Raw genomic sequence first — 16,749 nt, 5'->3', positions numbered from 1 at the left:
TGCCGAGACACGAGCGCGGCCTACCTTCGCTGGCCTTCGATCTCGTCGATGCCTGCTGGTGCGGCGGGCTGCGGCGGCGGGGCCGGAGGTGTAGGCACGGGTGGCGCGGGCACGGACGGCGCCGCGACCTGCGGAGGAGGCGCCGCCGCCGCTGAAGCCGATGGCGCGAGCGTTAGGCGACTCGGCGGAGGTGTGGTGGCGCTTTGCCGCTTCCCCGCGACCCTTGTCGAGCCCGCGCCCGCGTCGACCGGGGCCGCCCCTCCGCTCGGTTCCGGTGTCGGTGTTGCCGTGGGGGCTTGCGCGGTTATCGCGTTGGGCACAGGACTCTTCGGCTCGGGGTTCGTTGTCACCGCGACGGTCGCGGGGCCTGCCGGAGCGAGGGGCTTCACCGCGCGCGCACGCAGAAACACGGCGGAGGCGCCGCCCGCGGCGACGAGCACGAAGATGCCGAGCAAGAGCGGCCCGCGTCGCCTCCGGGGCCGGTGCGTCGTGGACCAAGGCGCGCCCGTCGCGTCCTTCGTCACGTCGCCGCTAGAAGGCAACGCGCGCCTCGCGCGAACGCGCCCTTCCGAGAGGCCCGAGAGGCGCCGGATGCGGTCCGTCGACACCTGACCCGCCGGCGCGAAGGGCTCGAGCGCGATGGCGAGGTCGAGCACAGACGCCGTGCGGCGATTCGGATCTTTCTCCAGGCAGCGCTCAACTGCCTGGGCAAAGTCGCGCGGAATGTCTGCCCTCAGCGAGCGGATGGGCTTCGGCGTGTCGGCCGAGACGCTCGCGAGGATGGCCACCGAGCTTTCACCGGAGAACGGATGTTGGCCCGTCAAGAGCTCGTACATCACGACGCCGAGGGCCCAGATGTCGGTGCGCGCGTCGACATGTTTGGCGCTGCGGATTTGCTCTGGCGACATGTACGCCGGCGAGCCAAAGACGGCGCGCGTATCGGTCAGCGCCGGCGTGTCTTCGCCGACCTCCACGAGGGCCTTGGCGATCCCGAAGTCGAGCACCTTGAGCATCGGCGAGCCGTCGGGCCGCGTCGCCAAGAACAGGTTCGAGGGCTTGATGTCGCGATGCACGATGCCATGGCCGTGGGCCTCCGCCAGCGCTTCGCACGCCTGAAGGATGTAGAGTGCAACATCATGGATCGCCAGCGGGCCCCGGTCGGCGAGCTCGGTGGCGAGGTCCGTGCCCTCGAGGTACTCCATGACGAGGTACGGAATTCCCTCTTCGAGGCCGACGTCCAGCACGCGAACGACGTGCTCCCCTTTCACGCGGAGTGACGCGCGAGCTTCCCGCAAGAAGCGCTCTGCGGAGGTCGGGTCTTTGGCCGCCTCCGAGCTCATGAACTTGATGGCGACCGGTTCGCCTAGCGTCTGGTGACGCGCGCCGAACACGATGCCCATGCCGCCCCGTCCGAGGATCCGCTCGACGACGTACTTGCCCGCGATGATCGTGCCGATGCTCCGCACGGACGCCGGCGGGCTGCCGCCCTCGCCGGCTTCCACGGTCGTCGAGAACCCCTCGTTGCCTTTTCCTCTCGGCTCCGTCACGCGGACCGAAGTGTAGCGCGTTTGGGCGCGCGGCGAGGCGTCGCCCCATCAGCCACCGATCTGGCGATCGGTCGCTTCCCGCGCCGCTCAGCGACGGGGAGCAACCTTCGGCGCTGCCTTCGGCGCGGCCTTCAAGGCCTTCGCGTTCTTGTCGCCGCCGGCAGCCTTCGCCTCGGGCGCCAGCGCGGCGGGCGCCGCCGAAACCTCCGCGGCGACGGCCGCCGTCTCCACTGGCGTGGGCGGCGCCTCAAGCGCCGGCGCCGGGCCGGTGCTGTCGGCCCTTGCCGCGGGGATGGCGTCGTTCTGGAAAGCGAGCTGGATGCGTGCCGCCACGCGATCCGCCGTCTCAGTGGTCGACGCCAGAAGGCCGAGGCCCACGAGAGCGCTCGCGGCCAGCCAAAGACCGAGGGACGCGTGGCGTCGTCGGCGTCGCTTCACGGGCGCCGTCGGCTCGAGCCGCTCGGCGACGCCCGCCTTGGCGGCGCGGATCGCCTCGGGCGACGGCGGCGGTCCGTCGAGCGGCGGGGCGTCGAAGAGCGGGCCGTTGGCGATGGCGTCCCTCAGGGACAACGCCGGAATGATGAGGCGAGCGCCCGACGCGTCGGCCGTGAGCTGCGCGCTCGTTGGCGCGCTCCGGCTATCCACACTGCTCTCGGGTATCGTGTCCGACCCAGCGTCCCGCGCTCCGACCGGCGCTGCGTCGCGGCGGGCGCCTTCGCCACTGACCTTGGTCCTGACGTCGTCTTGGTCCACTCGGCCTCGTACGCCTTCGTCCACGGTAGCCACTTCGCGCGCCGAAAACGATGCCGTGATGGATCTGGGCCCCGGTTGCCGCGTGAAGGGCAAGGTGCGGGTCTCAGATGATGTGCTCCAGAGTGCTGCAGTCATGGTCGAGCGCTTTCTGGGATGCGGAGTCCCCCAAAGCTCACCTGGCGGAGGTGACAGCACTCCCGCAGCAGGATGTGTGCCGTTGTCTCTTGGGGGAAACGCCGACGAATGACGATGTGGGCAAAAGCCCGCGTCGTTCTTTGGATCGCCCGTTGTGGATCGACCGAGGTCCATGATCTTGGGCGCGTTCTGCGAGGGCCAGGTAGACTCGCCCGCGTGTCGGACCTCAGGTGGATTGACGTTCTCAGCGACTCGACCGGTGAAACCGCCGAGCGGGTCGTTCGCGCCGCGATGCTCCAGTTTCCCCACTCGGGTGCGCAGCTCCGCGTGCACACCCGCGTGCGCACGCCCGACCAGGCGCGTCCGCTGCTTGAGCGAGCGGCACAAGACGGGGCCGTCGTGGTCTTTACCGTGGTGAGCCCCGAGCTGCGTGAGTTCATCTACGTGTCGAGCAAGGAGCTCCGCGTCGAGGCGCTCGACCTCATCGGCTCGCTCATCGGCAAGCTCTCGACGTTCCTCGATCGGCAGCCCATCAACCTGCCGAGCGGGATGATGCCGCTCAGTGAGGAATACTTCCGCCGCATCGAGGCCGTGGAGTTCACCGTCAAGAGCGACGACGGCAAGGAGCCGCGCAACTTCAAGAAGGCGGACATCGTCCTCGTGGGAGTGAGCCGCACGTCGAAGACGCCGCTCTCCACCATCCTCGCGCAGCGCGGCCTGCGCGTCGCCAACCTGCCCCTGGTGCTCGGCATCGCGACGCCGCCGGAGCTCGAGGAAGCGCCGCAGTCGCGGATCGTTGGGCTGACCATCGAGCTCGACAAGCTCGTCGAAATCCGAAAAGCCCGGCTCAAGCAGCTCGGCATGCCGGTCGACGCAAGCTACGGCCTCCGCGATCAGGTCAAAGAAGAGCTCGACTACGCGCGGGAGATCTTCCGGGCCCACCCCGAATGGCCCGTCATCGACGTGACCGGGCGCGCCATCGAGGAGACCGCCGTCATCATTCTCGAGTCGCTCAAGGCTCACGGCGACGCTCAACGCGCTCGTTTGGCTTCGTTGGTGTAGCTTGAGGCCGCGGGCTAGCGTGAAGCGGCGACCTGTCGCAGCCGTCGCGGAGCGCGAGCCACGGTGCAGCGAGGCGTGACGTGAGCGTGGCGGTCGCCGCTCGCGTCCAGGAGCTCCTGGAGCAACACGTCGGGCGGGACATCCCGTCGTTGGCTTGGGACTTCGTAGACGAGCCAGCCACAGTGCGCGAGCTCTACGCGGTCTACCGCCGCAGCGACCCGTCGCTCGCCATCGACAGCAGTCGGCTGAAGTTCCTCGAGGAGGAGCAGTACCGCCGCGAAGGAAAGGTCTTTCGCCGGGAGCTCTACGAGACGGTCGAGGCGCTCGGCGCCACGGGCGCGCGATTCACCGCGTATTTCGTCGCGCACGCGGACTTCGCGCCCTTCGCGCTGGCGCTCGGGCGTCTCGGCGACGCGCGCGCCGTGCCCGCGCTCACGAGTCGGCTCGGGGCGTCGGGCGAGCTGCTCGCCGCCGTCATCGACGCCTTGGGGCACCTTGGAGCGGCCACGGCGGTTCCCGAGTTGATCCAACTCGCGTCGTCGTCGATGCCCGCCGCGGAGCGCGAGCAAACCGAACATCGTCGCATCGTCGCCAACGCGTGCCTGGCCCTCGGGCGCATCGGTGATCCGCGGGCCATGCCGGTTCTCCTCTCGCTCGTCACCGAGCCGCCGCCCGACATGGACAGCGTCATCGCGCGCGCCATCGTCGGCCTCGGCTGGCTCGGCGACGGGCAGGCGACCCACGCGCTCCTGCGCCTCCTCGACGGGCGTCATCGCAACGTGGCCATGTACGCGCTCGCTCGCATCGCCGATCGCGGGTCCGCGTCGCACGTCGAGGCCGTCGCGGCGCGGCTCGTCGGGACGAAGGACCAGCTCGTCTATCCGCGCTTGATGCTCGAGGCGTTGCGGTCACGGCTCGGACGAAGCGTCGATCTCGACGTCGTGCGGCACGCGCTCCGCGTCTTCATGGCCAATCGCTTCGAGGCGCGGGAGCTCCACGAGACGGCGCTCCGCCTCTTGGCGGTGCACGCACCGCCCGACGAGCTCCTGCATACGGCGCGACGTTTCGTCGACGCTGAGCACTCGCGGGTGCGCACCGCCGCGGCGAACGTCTTGGGGAGCGTCGGGATCGTCGTCAAGCCGAACTTCTTGGACCGTCCCCGCGTCGACGCGCTCTTCCGGCGCGAAGGCGTGCGGGGCCTCGTCGGCGCCCTGCGCGATCCCGACGCCATCTTTCGCCACAACGCCATTCGCAAGGGCGCTGACGCCGAGTGCGGCGCCGAGCTCGAGGTGCCCGCCCTCGCCGCCGTGCGCACGATGGTCGCGTTCCCGAGCTACTCCGAGGTCACGGTGGCCGATCGCTCGGAGGCGACCTTCGACGCGCTCGAGGCGCTGGCGCGCTTCCACACGCCCGGCGCCGACGCGTTTCTCATCTCGCTCTTCGATCACGAAAACGCCATGGTGCGCGCCAGCGCCGTCGACATCGCGCGGGTCGACGTCTACGGCGCCTCGGAGCGCGTGCGCGAGGCGCTTCGTTCGCGGGTCGTGGCGCCCGGCGCGGCGCGCCCGACGCTTCCTGCGGCACGACTCGGCGGGGGGCCTTGGGTCTTCGGGCCGCCCGTTCGCGAGCTCGCCGGCAACCGCGCGGGCTCGCGCTTCGCGGCCCTCGGCGAGACGAAGGTGACGCTCTTTGACGCCGACGGCACTGCCATCGGCGGTCGCGATGATCTCGAGAACGCGTCGGCCATGACGTTCGACCGCGCCGGCGATCGGCTGGCGGTCGCCTGCGAAAATGGCTACGTCGTGCTCTTTGATGCGCGCAGCGGAGAGCTCGCCGGCTCGATCCGCCTCATCGGCGCGAAGGCCGTCTCGTCGATCGTCGTGGCGAGCGATGGCGATGTCGTCGTGGGCACGAGGGCCGGGCTCCTGCAAAAGGGAAGTCGCGACGTCGTGTTCTCGCGGAAGCTCGAGGGTCCGGTGCTCCGCATGGTGGCCCATCCCGACAGGCCGCTCATCCTCGTCCTCGCCGGCGAGCGCGTTTATTGGATCGACGAGCGCGACGGTGCGGTCTGCGCGGCGTCGCCCAAATCCAGGCCCAAGGCCAAGGCCAAGGCGCCGGCGCGCCCCTCGCCGATCCTCGACCTCGCCTTTCATCGTGAGCCCAATCTCGTGGCGATCCTGCGGCCGCGTGCGGTCGAGTGGCTCGACGGCGTAACGCTCGCGTCGCGTGGAAGCGTCGCCGTCGCGGGAGGTGTCCGCGTCGCATGGCACAAGGACGGCGCCACGTTGCTCGTGGCGGTGGGTGGCAAGAGCCCGGGACTCCTGCGCGTCGACGTCGCGGCCAAAGCCATCGTTCAGACGGTGAGGGCGTCAGGGCCCATCGCGGCCTTGGTGCTCGATCCTTTGTCGGCGCTCGCCCTGACGGGGGGCGCCGGCGTTCGCGTCGAGCTTTGGGAGGAGACGGGACACTCGAGCACCCTGCCCATCGCACAACACACCGAACGCGTGCTCGTGATGTTGACCGACGCCGCGCGGGCGCGGGCGTTCTCCTTCGGTGCCGACGCGATGGTGCTGCAGTGGGACGCCGAGACGCGGGAGATCGTGGCCGGGTGGAGGACCACGGCGGAAAAGGGCGGGCTCGTGGGCGCCGTCGTCGGCGCGACGGGGCGAACGCTGCTCGCGGCGTGGCAAAGCGGCGTCACGCGCATCGACCTCGTGAGCGGCACGGCCGTGGGGCGCGCGCTCCCGCTGCGTGGTGTCTCCAGCATGGCCCGCGCCGGCAGTCACGTCTGGGTCGCCGCGGACAACGGGCTCTTCTCGGTCGTCGAGACGGCGGGGCGCGCGAACCGGATCTCGCTCCCTCGAGCGGTCGTGACCAAGGGGAGCCTGCTCGCGTCGCTCGACGACACGCACTTTGCTTGCGTCCACGGCCGCAAGATTTGGGTCATCAACGCAGTCTCGCTATCCGTTTCGAAGCCTCTCGTCGTGGCGTCACCGGTGACGCACGTCGCCGGCGGCGTCGACATGGCGCTCGTCGTGGTCTTGAAGAACGGTGACATCGCGCGCCTCGGCGGGACGCCGCTTGCCGTCGAGCGCGCCGTGCGCGGGCCCGGCAGCGCCCTCGCGCTCTCCTTCGACGAAGTCGCGGAGCGCGTAGCGGTGTCCGCCGGCCAGATCGTCACGGTGTTCGATCGGGAGCTCGACGAGCGCGCACGCGTGCGCCTGGAGCACGGCGTGTCGACCATGGCGTTTGCGGATCGAGGCCTGCTCTTCTGCGGCGGCGTTGGGGGTGAAGTCTCCGTCATCGAGACCGTTCGCTGAGAGGCGAACGGTTGTCCCGCGCGAACACGCTGCGCCAAAGGATGCGCGTCAGCAGCCGCAGAGCTTGAGGCAGCCGGGGGCGCCACCACACTCGCCGGCGCAGGCTTTGTCGCATGTGGAGGTCGCCGACGGCGACGTGGTGGGGGCCGCCGACTTGGTGGTGCAGCGATCCTCGGCCACCTGCGCGCAGACTTGCGACTCGCTCTGCGCGCTCAAGAGCTTCTTGGCCTGCTCGCAGGTGTCGGCGGTGCCTAGCGGGCACACGGCGCCGGCGCACGCGCAGGCGAGCTCGAGTCGGGGGCTGCCAGGTCGAAAGCCGCAATGCGGGTAGATGTCGTGGTCTACGGCCAAAGACGGGCAGGTTGAGACCGCCGTGCACAACGTGGCGCCGCTCTCCGGCTCCACGATGCAGTCGACCCCCTTTGTGCCGGTGCCACCGTCGCCGGCCGAAGTGCCCGCGGCGCTGGAGCCCCCGCCGGCATCGCCACCGCCGGTGCCCAAGCCGAGACCCGGAAAGGCGCTGCAACCGGCCAAGAGGCCCAAGAGAAGTGCGAGGCTGCGCATCCTCTACCCCTCGCAAAACGGGCCGATTCGGCCAACTTCTCGGCACGCCGGGGAGTAGACTCGCGCGTTATGCAGGGCTGGCCGAAGACGATCGGGTTTTTGGGTGGTGGCAACATGGCCGCGGCGCTCGTGAAGGGCCTCCTTCAATCGAAGCTCGTCGGCCCTGAGCACATCGTCGTCAGCGACGTGAAGCGCGAGCGTCTCGATGCGCTCGCGAGCGCCCACGGCGTTGGCGTCACCACCGACAACCACGAGCTGGCGAAGTCCGTCGACGTGCTCGTGATCGCCGTCAAACCGCAGGTCGTCGACAAGGCGCTCCTCGCCATTGGCAAAGACGTCTCCACCAAGACCCTCGTGGTGTCCGTCGCAGCGGGCGTTCCCATTGAGTCGCTCGAGTCGCGGCTCGCCGACGGCGTGCATGTCGTGCGCGCCATGCCTAACACGCCGGCCATCGTCCTCGCGGGGGCCACGGCCCTCTCGGCAGGGACGCACGCCACCGATTCCGACATGACCACGGCCAGTCAGCTCTTCGCCGCGGTGGGAAAGACAGCGATCCTGGACGAGGTGCTTCTCGACGCCGTCACCGGTCTCTCGGGCTCGGGCCCCGCCTACGTCATGCTCATCATCGAGGCGCTCGCCGACGGCGGCGTCAAGATGGGCCTTCACCGCGACACGTCGCTCATGCTCGCGGCGCAGACCGTCTACGGCTCGGCCAAGCTCTTGCTCGAGACCGGCGAACATCCCGGGCGGCTGAAGGACCAAGTGACGAGCCCCGGCGGGACGGCCATCGCAGGCCTTCACACGCTCGAATCGGGAGCGCTACGCAAGACGCTCATCGACGCCGTTGAAACGGCCAGCCTCCGCGCGGCTCAGCTGGGCGAGCAGATGGCCGCGAAGATGCGGCGCGGCTGACGAAGGCTCGGCGGCGCGCCCCTTGCGCTCCCGCCAGCAATAGAGACAATCCGCTGCCGCCTTCGCGGCGCGATCGAACGGGAACGGGAGTGGAGGCGAACGTGAACAAGCGAACGGTGATGGAGGTGATGGAGTCTGTGGCGTCGCGTCACGCCTCGAGGCCAGCGCTCGGCCACAAGGTCGGCGGCACCTACCAAACGCTCTCGTGGAAGGACTACCGCGACAAGGTCCGGCTCTGCGCGCGCGGCTTCATGAAGCTCGGCCTCGAGCCGAAGCAGGGCGTCTCTATCATCGGTTTCAACTGCGTCGCGTGGGTCGTGGCCGATCTGGCGGCGATCTACGCCGGCGGCTTCCCGGCGAACATCTACACGACCAACACCCCCGATCAGTGCCAATACATCGCCGACCACAGCGACTCGGCCGTGGTCGTCGTCGAGGACCAGGCGCAGCTCAACAAGTTCCTCTCGGTCAGAGACCGTCTGCCGAAGGTCAAGGCGTTCGTCGTCATGCAGGGCAAAGTCGAAGGCGAGGGCGTCTACACCTTCGACCAGGTGCTCGAGCTCGGCCGCGACGTACCCGAAGCGGATCTCGAAGCGCGCATCGCCGGCCAAAAGCCCGATGACGTCTGCACGCTCATCTACACCTCCGGCACGACGGGCGATCCGAAGGCGGTGATGATCAGCCACGACAACATCACCTTCGTGGCCGAGGCGGTGAAGACCCTCATCGACTTCTCCGAGGAGACGTTCCTCTCGTATTTGCCCCTCAGCCACATCGCCGAGCAGGTCGTGAGCATCCACGGGCCCATGGCGGCTGCAGGGTGCACGTATTTCGCAGAGAGCATGGAAAAGCTCGGCGAAAACCTCCGCGAGGTGCACCCCACGATCTTCTTCGGCGTGCCCCGCGTCTGGGAGAAGATCCAGGCCAAGATGGTCGAGGCGGGGTCCAAGAACACGGGCCTCAAGAAGAAGATCGCGGTCTGGGCGCGCAAGCAAGGTTTGGCCGGCGGTTACGCCGATCAAGGCGGCACGGCCCGCCCCATGTTGTACGAGGTGGCCAACGCCCTCGTCTTCAAGAAGGTGCGTGTAGCGCTCGGCCTCGATCGGTGTCGCTTCGCCATCACGTCGGCGGCGCCCATCTCGCGGGGCACCCTCGAGTTCTTCCTGAGCCTCGGCATTCCGCTCATGGAGGTCTACGGCATGAGCGAGTGCACGGGCCCCGCGACGGTGTCGCTCCCCAATCGCTACAAGACCGGCTCCGTGGGGACGGTCATTCCCGGCACGGAGACCAAGATCGCCGAAGACGGCGAAATCTGCATGCGCGGTCGCCACGTCTTCAAGGGCTACTACAAGAACCCGGAGGCCACCGCCGAGGCGCTCGACGCCGACGGCTGGCTTCATTCGGGCGACATCGGGGAGTTCGACAAGGAGGGCTTCCTTCGGATCACCGATCGAAAGAAGGATCTGCTCATCACCGCCGGAGGCGAGAACATCGCGCCGCAGGTGCTCGAAGGAAAGCTCCGCGACATCTCGGTGGTCGGTCATGCCGTCGTCGTCGGCGATCGCGAGAAGCACCTCGCGGCGCTCCTCACCATCGATCTTACGAAGCTCGAGGAGGCTCGCTCGCGGGCCGGCTCCGACGCCAAGACGCTCCCCGAAGCGGCGAAGTGCGAGAAGCTCCACCGCTGGCTGCAGGGCGAGGTCGACGCGGTGAATCGCGACCTCGCGCGCGTGCAGGCCATCAAGAAGATTAAGATCCTTCCTGCCGAGTTGAGCGTCGAGACGGGTGAGCTCACGCCGACGATGAAGATCAAGCGCAAGGTCATCTACAAGAAGTACGAGGCCGAGATCCGCGCATTTTACGACGAGGCTTGACGCTGCCTCTTGGTGGACGTGGCAAGGGGCAGCGCTGAGAGCGGTGGGTGATCCCGGTGAGCTATTACGTGATGGTCGGCGAAGGCAGGCACCCCATCATGCCGATCGCCACCGGGCCCGGCATCGAGGGGAACTGGCGCCAAGGTCGCCCGCTCACGGAGGCGGTGCCAACGCCCATCGTCTACACGCTCAACCCGCGGTTCAAGGGCCAGCCCAAGCCCATGTACTACGAGAAGTCGATCCCGGTGATGCGCGACGATGTGGCGAAAACGCTGGAATGTTGTCGGAGTCGACAACATTCAATACCTCGACGCCGTGCTCAAGAACCCGGACACGGGCGCCGAATACCGCGACTACAAGGCCTACAACATCGTCGGGCTCGTGGCCTGCGCAGACCTAGTGGCCTCTCGGTACTTGGGTGGCGGATCGGGGTCACCGGGCGATCTCGGCTTCGAATCGCTCGTGATTGACGAGTCGAAGACCGGCGGCGCCTTGCTGTTTCGTCTGGCGGAGAACGCCAGCGCCATCGTCGTCCATGAGAAGGTCAAGGATGCGCTAGAAGCGAGCGGCATCCCTGGCTTCGTCTTTTATGGCGCCGGTGAATGGTCCGGCTGAGGCGGCTCGCCCCCACGATTCGCCGAAGACACGGAGCGCGCCGCGTTGGTCACCGCGCGCGTGCCGCACAACCGCATAACCGTCGGCCTACGGGACGACACTGTGAAGCTGTTCCGGAGCGAGGACGCCTTGTGCGCGGCCCGTGGCTATCGATGTGCGATCAGCAGCGTCGAGGCTACGGGAGCCGTGTCGGCGACGTCGGACTCTTGGCGCTCGGCGCGCTGGCGCCTGAAGCTGCTCCACCACTGGCGCGCATCCGGCTCCCCCCACGGACTGAGCTTGCCCACCAGCGAGGACAGCTGCGCTCCGAGCTCCGCCGCGGACGCGGGGCGCAACGCCGGCTCCCGCTCAAGGCATCGGAGCACGAGCGCTTCGAGGTCGGCATCGATGGAGATTCCACGCGACGAGAGCGTCGGCGCACGCTCGCGTAGCTGAGCCTCGATGAGCTTGGCGGCTGTGTCGCCTTCGAAGGGCAAGCGCCCCGCGAGGAGAAAGTACGCCACGGCGCCGACGGCGTAGAGATCGACGCTGACGGAGAGCTCGCTGGGCCCCGCAAGCGCCTCGGGCGCCAAAAAACCCGGCGTGCCGGCCACGACGCCATCCTCTGCGGCCACGTGCCGCACGAGCCCGAAGTCGACAACCTTCGCCACATCGCACCGCGTTCCACGCTCACACAAGAGGATGTTCGCCGGCTTGATGTCGCGATGGACCAATCCGCGAGCGTGCGCCTCCGCGAGGGCATCGCATACTTGAGCCAAGATGCCAGCTACGCGAGCCGGCGGTTGCGGGCCCCAGCCGACCACCAGCCGCTCGAGGTCGAGGCCATCGAGATACTCCATCGCATAATAGAACGTGCCGTCGTCCGAGCGCCCGTAGTCGAAAATGGCGACGACGTGAGGGCCCGTCAGCTGCGCCGTCAGCTGGACTTCGCGCTCGAAGCCAGCCACTGCGGCCTCGCTGCTCTTCTCCGCCGGTAGCAACTTGACCGCCGTGGCCGCCGCATCGCGTGGTGCGCCCGATGGACGACCCCCATGCCGCCCTCCTGTTTTTCTCCATCGAGCGTGTATTGCCCCAGGCGGCGCGCGGCGCGGACCTCGGCGAACAGCCCCGCGATGACGGTGGCGCCGACCCAAGCGAGGACGACCGGTACGAGGAGCGCAAACGCGACGTTCACCACGAAAGGCGCCCGCGGCAACGTCAAGCGCCCGGCGTCGTTGGCCGCGATGTACAGGGTTGCCACCAACGGCGGTACGGCGCCGAGCGTCGCCAGGGCGGCGGTGCGCCGCGGAGAGGCGGGCAAGAAGAACGAACGCGCGATGGCGAAGAATCCGTTGGCTGCCAAGGCCAGATAGAGCTCATCGTTGCGCGCGAACGGGTAGAGCATCATCGCCGCCACCCAGCCGCTGACGACCAGCGTCACTCCCAGGTCGAGCGCGTTGACCGTCGTCACGGGCGTGGCCGGCGTAGGAGCACGGCGGCGCCGGTACTTACGCAGACGCTCGACAGGAAGAACATTCGCGCGAATGGAATGGCCACCTCCGGCGCTGCCATGCCGACAACGGCGTGCGCGAGGACGGCAATCCACGAGAAGGTCGCGAAGGTCCAGAACAGGGTCCGAAGGCGCCGTTGCAGCAACGGTACATCGGGCTGGAGCGAGGTCGTCGATGGCGCCGGCACAGAGGTAGAGCTCCGCGGTTGGTAGCGGCAGGCCGGTCGACCCGGCGCTCCACTTGCCCGGCGAAGTACCGCTCCGTCACATCAGCACCCGACTACCATACAGTCGTCGAGCGGGCCACAGCCACCGCCACCACCTGCGAAGTCGCCAGCGCCAGCGAATTCCCGGGCCAAGTCCTTCTGCATCGTCGCGTCAGCCCCGGCGCGTCAACCCCGGCACGTCAACCCCGGCACGTCAGCCCTTCGCCTCGAGCGCTTCCCAGCGCACGTAGAGTTCGGCCACGAGCTTCTTCTTCGCCTCTAGCGAGGCCGTGAGCTCGCGGAGGCGCTCGGGCCCTTCCTTGTAGAGGTTCGGATCGGACAGCGTCGTTTCGAGAGCGCCATCTCGCGCTCCTCGGTCTCGATGCGCGCCGGAAGCGGTTTCGAGCTCGCTTCGCTCCTTGTAAGAGAGCTTGCTCTTCGCGGCCTTCGCCTCCCGGGGCGTCGGCCTTGGCCGAGGCCTTCGGCGCCACGCTCGCCTTGGCTTCCGCCTTTGCGTCGCGTTCGCCCTCGGCCGCCTGCTCCTTCTTGAGGCGCCGGTACGTCTCGTAGTTGCCCGGGTACCGCGTGACCTTGCTCCTCACCATCGATCTTACGAAGCTCAAAAAGGCTCGCTCGCGGGCCGGCTCCGACGCCAAGACGCTCCCCGAAGCGGCGAAGTGCGAGAAGCTCCACCGCTGGCTACAGGGCGAGATCAACGCGGTGAATCGCGACCTCGCGCGCGTGCAGGCCATCAAGAAGATCAAGATCCTCCCGCAGAGCTGAGCGTCGAGACGGGCGAGCTTCACGCCGACGATGAAGATCAAGCGCAAGGTCATCTACAAGAAGTACGAGGCCGAGATCCGCGCATTTTACGACGAGGCTTGACGCGCCCTTTGGCGGCACGGGCTCGGGGAACGCTCGTCAAGCATCGTGGCAGCGTGCGCCGCCGAGGCGCGCCACGGCTCGCCGAAATCGTTCCCGGCCCGCCGACCAGCTGCATCGAGAGGGGAAGTTTCTTGCGTGAATTCGGCACGATAGGGTGCGCGAATAGAGCGCCGACCCTCAGCGTGAGATCGCGGAGTGTGCATCGCGCTGCGAGGCGGGAAGGCAACTCCGCGAGACGAGGCACGTGGGCCTGCGGCACCGCGCTTGCTGAACGCGTCGGTCATGAAGAAGCTCATGGTTGTGTGTGTCGGGCTCTTGGCGGCGTGTTCCTCAGGGCCGACGGAGGATGCCTCGGAGACCGATCAAGGCGAGCTGCAGGTGAGTGCGGCGAACGCCGAACTGCAGAAGGCGCTCGGCACCGCTGCGGGGGCGACCGTATCGACACCCGGCTCCGATGCCGTCGGTGTGGGACTCGACCGAAAGCTGAAGAAGCTCTTCGGCGCCATTCAAATCGCGACCGGCCCGGCTCCCGCCTGCGCGGCCGAAAGCAAGTCGATCAACTTCGACGGTCCGGACATAAGCCACATCGCCCAACTCACGTTCCGATGCGGCAGAGGTGTGCTCAAGTCTATTGGGCAGCCCCGGCGCACCGCGCAGGGGAAGACCGTTGCTCGTTACGTCATCGGTCAGGTCGACGTCGCTGTCGACGAGTCCGTCGTCGCGAGTGTTGCGGCGGAGCCCCGTACTTGGGGTGACGTGGTGGCGCCCTTCGGCGGCGTCGTGCTGACCGAACTGTCGCGTGAACAGGTGAAGGACCTCGGCCCACGCCCATCAGCGCTCATCTCTGCGCTGAAGCTGGACCAGACGGTTGATTCGTCCCTTACGAAACCGACGGGCTCGGCAACGGTGTCCGTTGCCTTCACACGAATGGGCGACACGTGGCACTACATCGACGTCTTTGTGAATCAAAGCAACCCGTCGGACTCGCGCGGAGTCGTGAGCAGTGTCTTTCCCCTCGACCAATCGTTTAGCGAAGACGGCGTGATGAAGCTCGACGCGCGCCCCATCATTGCAGCGATGCCCTGACGCACGGGGCCGATCCTCGAGGGGAACCTGCTCAGCCCTTCGCTTCGAGGGCTTCCCATCGCACGTAGAGCTCGGCCACGAGCTTCTTCTTCGCCTCTAGCGAGGCCGTGAGCTCGCGAAGGCGCTCGGGCCCTTCCTTGTAGAGGTTCGGATCGGACAGCGTCGTTTCGAGAGCGCCCATCTCGCGCTCCTCGGTCTCGATGCGCGCCGGAAGGGTTTCGAGCTCGCTTCGCTCCTTGTAAGAGAGCTTGCTCTTCGCGGCCTTCGCCTCCGGGGCGTCGGCCTTGGCCGAGGCCTTCGGCGCCACGCTCGCCTTGGCTTCCGCCTTTGCGTCGCGTTCGCCCTCGGCCGCCTGCTCCTTCTTGAGGCGCCGGTACGTCTCGTAGTTGCCCGGGTACCGCGTGACCTTGCCATCGCCCTCGAAGACGAGGAGCGAGGTCGCGATGCGATCGAGGAAGAAGCGATCGTGGGTGACGACGATGGCCGAGCCGCCGAAGCTCACGAGCATCTCCTCGAGCGCGGCCAGCGTGTCGACGTCGAGATCGTTGGTCGGCTCGTCCAAGAGCACCAGGTTCGTCTTGCCTTGCAGCGTCTTCGCCAAAGCGGCTCGCGCGCTCGCCGCCGGAGAGCGACGCGACCTTTTGCCGCTGCGCGTGGCCGTCGAAGAGGAAACGCTCGAGGTAGGCGCGGGGCTCGAGCCTGACGCCGCCGATCTCGACGGCACCGCCTTCGCTCACGTTTTCAAAGACGGTTTTGTCGAGGTCGAGGCCGGTTCGCTCTTGGTCGAAGTAGGCGACCTTGGTGTTGGCGCCCTGCACCAACCGGCCGCGCGTGGCGGCGAGCTCGCCGACGACGGCGCGGAGGAGGCTCGTCTTTCCCGTGCCGTTGCGCCCGACGATGGCGACGCGCTCGCCTTCCGTGAGGAAGAGGTCCAGCGACTCGATGAGGCGTTGGCCGCCGATGTCGAGGCCGAAGCCGTGGAGTTCGAGGACCGTCTTGCCGCTGCGGGCCTCTTCGATGGCGAGCTGAACGCTCTCCGTCCTTCTTGCGAGTACCGCGGCCTTCGCCGTCTCGGCCCGCTCGATGCGCGCCTTCTGCTTCGTGGTTCGCGCTTTGGGCTGCCGCGCGAGCCACTCGAGCTCACGACGAAGGAAATTCTGCCGGTTCGCCTCGGTGCGCTCCTCGAGCGCCATGCGCTCACCACCTCGCGTGGGAAGGTCTCGTAGCCGCCGTCGTACGCGGTGACCGTCCCGTCGTTGATTTCGAGCGTTCGCGAGCAGACGCGATCGAGGAGATACCGATCGTGGGTCACGAGCAAGACCGCGCCTCGGTGCGCTTCTCGAGGTGCTCCTCGAGCCAGTCGATGGTCTCGACGTCGAGGTGGTTGGTCGGCTCGTCGAGGATGGCGAGATCCGGTGAGGCCACGAGGAGCCGCGCCAGGGCCACGCGCCTCCGCTCACCGCCGCTCATGCTCGCGATGTCGCGGTCGATGTCTTGGTGACGCCGAGGTTGCCCAAGACCGCCTCGACCTCGTGCTCGCGCTCCCAGCCGCCGAGGCCTTCGATCTCGTGGCCCACTTCGCTTGCTCGGCGAGGAGCGTCGTGATCGCCGGTGGCGCCCTCGAGCTTGGCGCGTGACCTCGGTAAGCGGCGCGGACCTTCGCCCAGGCGGCGAGGCCTTCGGCGACGATCCGGCGCGGCGTCGCCGGCGGTAAGCTCCGGCACTTGCTCCAAGAGGCCGACGCTGGCGCCACGACGCACGGCGATTTCGCCACGATCGGGCGGCTCGAGGCCCGCGAGGATGCGATGAGCGTCGACTTGCCGGTGCCGTTTCTGCCAATAGAGCCCAACGCGCTCGCCGCTCCGAAGCGTGAACGTCACGGACTTGAGGACGGTTCGCGCGCCGTAGAACTTCTCGACGTCGCGGGCAGAAAGAACCGGCACGGCGCGCACCTTAGTGCGGCGCTCAGAGATTGCGCGAGCTGGAAGGCGCGAAACGGGCGGTAGTTGTTGCGCTGCAACATGAGAGCCTTGACGCCGCGCCCCTCGCCGATTCCCCTTTTGCCATGGTCCAGCGCATCGACATCGTTCCGCCCACTCAAGGCGTTTTGGCAACCCGACTCCGCTCGGTCTGCTCGGCCTCGCGATCGCTTGCGGAGGCGCTCCTGCCCATCGCCTTCGCTGGTTGGGTCGCGCCGGCACACTTCACGGCGGCGCTCAAGACGGCGGCCGTCTTCAGCTTGCTCTTCGGCGGAGGCTGCCAGCTCGTGGCGGGGCTCATGCTCTTCGGCAACAAGAACGT

The 16,749-nt window shown here is 68.0% G+C and carries 15 protein-coding genes and 1 pseudogene; 7 read left to right on the top strand and 9 right to left on the bottom strand.

Going from position 1 to position 16,749, the window contains the following annotated elements; translation table 11 throughout:
• Positions 1 to 20: 20 nt before the first annotated feature.
• Complete coding sequence (locus tag IPG50_20760; protein MBK6694616.1) at positions 21 to 1,547, bottom strand: protein kinase; 1,527 nt, start codon at positions 1,545 to 1,547, stop codon at positions 21 to 23.
• Positions 1,548 to 1,634: 87 nt separating this feature from the next.
• On the bottom strand, positions 1,635 to 2,300 hold the full coding sequence (locus tag IPG50_20755; GenBank protein MBK6694615.1) for a hypothetical protein: 666 nt from the start codon (positions 2,298 to 2,300) through the stop codon (positions 1,635 to 1,637).
• 351 nt (positions 2,301 to 2,651) lie between these two features.
• Here IPG50_20755 and IPG50_20750 point away from each other — a divergent pair, with 351 nt between their 5' ends.
• The gene (locus IPG50_20750) at positions 2,652 to 3,497 is read left to right on the top strand and encodes a kinase/pyrophosphorylase (GenBank protein MBK6694614.1); all 846 of its coding nucleotides are present in this window, start codon (positions 2,652 to 2,654) and stop codon (positions 3,495 to 3,497) included.
• A gap of 80 nt (positions 3,498 to 3,577) precedes the next feature.
• Positions 3,578 to 6,817: a hypothetical protein gene (locus IPG50_20745; protein MBK6694613.1), complete on the top strand. Its 3,240-nt coding sequence runs from the start codon at positions 3,578 to 3,580 to the stop codon at positions 6,815 to 6,817.
• A gap of 48 nt (positions 6,818 to 6,865) precedes the next feature.
• Here the strand turns inward: IPG50_20745 and IPG50_20740 are convergent, their stop codons facing one another.
• Positions 6,866 to 7,381: a hypothetical protein gene (locus IPG50_20740; GenBank protein MBK6694612.1), complete on the bottom strand. Its 516-nt coding sequence runs from the start codon at positions 7,379 to 7,381 to the stop codon at positions 6,866 to 6,868.
• 69 nt (positions 7,382 to 7,450) lie between these two features.
• On the opposite strand from IPG50_20740, the gene proC reads away from it, so the two are divergent.
• From proC to IPG50_20725, 3 genes are all read left to right on the top strand, one after another.
• A complete protein-coding gene (gene proC, locus IPG50_20735) occupies positions 7,451 to 8,293 on the top strand; it encodes a pyrroline-5-carboxylate reductase (GenBank protein ID MBK6694611.1) in 843 nt (280 codons plus the stop codon).
• A 101-nt stretch (positions 8,294 to 8,394) separates the two neighbouring features.
• Positions 8,395 to 10,167 carry an AMP-binding protein gene (locus IPG50_20730; protein MBK6694610.1) on the top strand — a complete coding sequence of 591 codons (1,773 nt, stop codon included), beginning with the start codon at positions 8,395 to 8,397 and terminating at the stop codon, positions 10,165 to 10,167.
• Between the two features lie 258 nt (positions 10,168 to 10,425).
• Entirely contained in the window at positions 10,426 to 10,782 is a 357-nt protein-coding gene (locus tag IPG50_20725) for a hypothetical protein (protein ID MBK6694609.1), read from the top strand.
• Between the two features lie 146 nt (positions 10,783 to 10,928).
• Here IPG50_20725 and IPG50_20720 read toward each other — a convergent pair whose 3' ends face one another.
• The 3 genes and pseudogenes from IPG50_20720 to IPG50_20710 all read right to left on the bottom strand — a co-directional run bounded on the left by IPG50_20720 (position 10,929) and on the right by IPG50_20710 (position 12,910).
• Positions 10,929 to 11,762, bottom strand: coding sequence for a serine/threonine protein kinase (locus IPG50_20720; protein ID MBK6694608.1), 834 nt, complete (start codon positions 11,760 to 11,762; stop codon positions 10,929 to 10,931).
• Positions 11,699 to 12,232: a hypothetical protein gene (locus tag IPG50_20715; protein ID MBK6694607.1), complete on the bottom strand. Its 534-nt coding sequence runs from the start codon at positions 12,230 to 12,232 to the stop codon at positions 11,699 to 11,701. Before IPG50_20715 ends, IPG50_20720 begins: the two co-directional genes overlap by 64 nt.
• Before the next feature lie 459 nt (positions 12,233 to 12,691).
• Positions 12,692 to 12,910 (bottom strand): annotated as a pseudogene (locus tag IPG50_20710) (ABC transporter ATP-binding protein).
• 152 nt (positions 12,911 to 13,062) lie between these two features.
• Here IPG50_20710 and IPG50_20705 point away from each other — a divergent pair.
• Positions 13,063 to 13,260 carry a hypothetical protein gene (locus tag IPG50_20705; protein MBK6694606.1) on the top strand — a complete coding sequence of 66 codons (198 nt, stop codon included), beginning with the start codon at positions 13,063 to 13,065 and terminating at the stop codon, positions 13,258 to 13,260.
• 1,067 nt (positions 13,261 to 14,327) lie between these two features.
• Here the strand turns inward: IPG50_20705 and IPG50_20700 are convergent.
• From IPG50_20700 to IPG50_20690, 3 genes are all read right to left on the bottom strand, one after another.
• Positions 14,328 to 15,641: an ATP-binding cassette domain-containing protein gene (locus IPG50_20700; GenBank protein MBK6694605.1), complete on the bottom strand. Its 1,314-nt coding sequence runs from the start codon at positions 15,639 to 15,641 to the stop codon at positions 14,328 to 14,330.
• A 115-nt stretch (positions 15,642 to 15,756) separates the two neighbouring features.
• A complete protein-coding gene (locus IPG50_20695) occupies positions 15,757 to 15,918 on the bottom strand; it encodes an ATP-binding cassette domain-containing protein (GenBank protein MBK6694604.1) in 162 nt (53 codons plus the stop codon).
• Positions 15,915 to 16,391 carry a hypothetical protein gene (locus tag IPG50_20690; protein ID MBK6694603.1) on the bottom strand — a complete coding sequence of 159 codons (477 nt, stop codon included), beginning with the start codon at positions 16,389 to 16,391 and terminating at the stop codon, positions 15,915 to 15,917. Before IPG50_20690 ends, IPG50_20695 begins: the two co-directional genes overlap by 4 nt.
• Before the next feature lie 122 nt (positions 16,392 to 16,513).
• Here IPG50_20690 and IPG50_20685 point away from each other — a divergent pair.
• Positions 16,514 to 16,749 (top strand): hypothetical protein (locus IPG50_20685; GenBank protein ID MBK6694602.1); only part of this gene is annotated, 236 nt, incomplete at its 3' end.

The sequence above is a fragment of the Myxococcales bacterium genome (assembly GCA_016703425.1).
Lineage (GTDB): Bacteria > Myxococcota_A > Polyangia > Polyangiales > Polyangiaceae > JADJCA01.
The sequence above is the reverse complement of the archived record's forward strand: the minus strand, read 5'-3'. Positions and strand labels throughout refer to the sequence as shown.

Bases quoted from the DNA above. Each gene is read 5' to 3' on its own strand.
- IPG50_20740 (MBK6694612.1), bottom strand. From the start codon at position 7,381: ATGCGCAGCCTCGCACTTCTCTTGGGCCTCTTGGCCGGTTGCAGCGCC.
- proC (MBK6694611.1), top strand. From the start codon at position 7,451: ATGCAGGGCTGGCCGAAGACGATCGGGTTTTTGGGTGGTGGCAACATG.
- IPG50_20725 (MBK6694609.1), top strand. From the start codon at position 10,426: ATGTGGCGAAAACGCTGGAATGTTGTCGGAGTCGACAACATTCAATAC.
- IPG50_20700 (MBK6694605.1), bottom strand. From the start codon at position 15,641: ATGGCGCTCGAGGAGCGCACCGAGGCGAACCGGCAGAATTTCCTTCGT.
- IPG50_20695 (MBK6694604.1), bottom strand. From the start codon at position 15,918: ATGAGCGGCGGTGAGCGGAGGCGCGTGGCCCTGGCGCGGCTCCTCGTG.